Origin of the sequence: Lachnoclostridium sp. (assembly GCF_031997925.1) — a bacterium.
GTDB lineage: Bacteria > Bacillota > Clostridia > Lachnospirales > Lachnospiraceae > Lachnoclostridium.
In genome coordinates this window covers 23,213-24,826 of the sequence record NZ_DAMADT010000015.1, presented here as the reverse complement: position 1 = coordinate 24,826, position 1,614 = coordinate 23,213, and the positions used below count along the sequence as shown (strand labels likewise).

Below are 1,614 nucleotides of genomic sequence, written 5' to 3'. Positions count from 1 at the left end.
ATCTAGGTTATATTGAGCGCTCATCTCAGTAATGTTATCATACATCTTTTCGGTTTCGGCTTTATTTGCTTCTGCAAGGAGCTGCTTTAGTTGTTCAATTTCTTCTCCGTCTATACTCTCTGTGGTTTGTCCCATATTGGAGAAATACTGATTAAAATCATTCAGTTGTGCAACTCCCATATTGATTAATTGACCGTCTCCAATAGAGGATTTTCCTCCACTAAAGATACTAAAGCTACTAGATAAAGAAGCTGCAACCTGATCAAATTTTTCTTGATCTACATTAGACATTGCAAATAGTAATACGAAAAAGCATAGTAGAAGGTTCATCAAGTCTGAGAACGTAGTCATCCACTCTGGTGCTCCCTTTGGTGCCTCTTCCGTTTTTTTTCTAGCCAATCGCTTCACCACTTTCTTGTCCCGCTAATTCACTACGTTTTGCAGGTGACAGGAAGGACTTTAATTTTTCTTCAATAACTCGAGGGTTCTCACCTGCCTGAATTGACAGTAAGCCTTCCACCATAACTTCCTTCATCATAATCTCATTTGCATTGTTTGATTTTAATTTATTCGATACTGGTGTACAAATCCAGTTTGCTAACAACGATCCATAAAGTGTGGTAACCAATGCAACCGACATACTAGGTCCAACGGAAGCTACATCCTCTAATTTACTAAGCATGTTAATTAATCCAATTAATGTACCAATCATACCCCAAGCAGGACCCGCGGCGCCTAGATTGTCCCAAAAACCTATAACAGATTTATGTCGCTCTTCAATACAACCTAGTTCAGTTTCCAGGATGCTTCTTACCAATTCCGGATCTGTTCCGTCAACGATGAGAAGAACTCCCTTTTTCATAAATTCATCTTCAATGCTATTTGCTGCCTCTTCAAGTGCTAACAATCCTTCTTTTCTAGCAACATTAGATAACGTAATAATGCTTTCAATTGTTTCCTTCTCATTCGAAGGAAGTGGCTTTAGTATTAAAGCAAAACTCTTTAAACCATTTAAATATGTAGAAAAATTAGGACTCATCGCCAAAACCGTAAAGAACGCACCTCCAAAGGTAATTAAGGCTGAGTCTCGATCCAAGAAACCAATAATCGCTGCGAAACCATCCTGTATTGTGATACCAAAGATAACAAGTATCATCGCCAGCACTAAACCAACCACGGATGCAAAATCCAAAAAAACCACCCACCTATCGTAAAATATTCAACTTCTTTTATTGGTTACAGAAACTTTAATACGAATGAAAATCTCTGTAAAATTTTTATATCTTCAGCACTTTTTGTGCTTTTTATTCAAAATTACATTCTTCAATATTATTTGTCATTTCCCGGTATTGTCTGACATAAGACTTCTTTTTTATACAATTTTACTAGATTTACAACACTTTGTCTACTTTCTTTTACGAATATTTTCTTCCCATTCACTAAGGTAATTACCGTATCCGGAACCTCCTCTATGATTTCTATTAGCTCACAATTTAGCGTAAATGGTATATCATTCAACCTAGTCAGATTAATCATGATATCCTCCCTTCCCATTAGAACTTCCTGCATCCAAAGCCATGCATCAGACACAGGAAGTTACACAAATCATCTCTT

3 protein-coding genes are annotated in these 1,614 nt (G+C 36.8%); all 3 read right to left on the bottom strand.

What is annotated here, in order from left to right; translation table 11 throughout:
• A partial coding sequence (locus tag RTP52_RS11085; protein ID WP_312371392.1) for a flagellar motor protein MotB occupies nucleotides 1-408 on the bottom strand: 408 nt, incomplete at its 3' end.
• Nucleotides 392-1,192, bottom strand: coding sequence for a motility protein A (locus tag RTP52_RS11080; RefSeq protein WP_312100135.1), 801 nt, complete (start codon nucleotides 1,190-1,192; stop codon nucleotides 392-394). The genes RTP52_RS11080 and RTP52_RS11085, both read right to left, overlap by 17 nt.
• 137 nt (nucleotides 1,193-1,329) lie before the next feature.
• Nucleotides 1,330-1,554 carry a flagellar FlbD family protein gene (locus RTP52_RS11075; RefSeq protein ID WP_331661385.1) on the bottom strand — a complete coding sequence of 75 codons (225 nt, stop codon included), beginning with the start codon at nucleotides 1,552-1,554 and terminating at the stop codon, nucleotides 1,330-1,332.
• Nucleotides 1,555-1,614 lie beyond the last annotated feature (60 nt).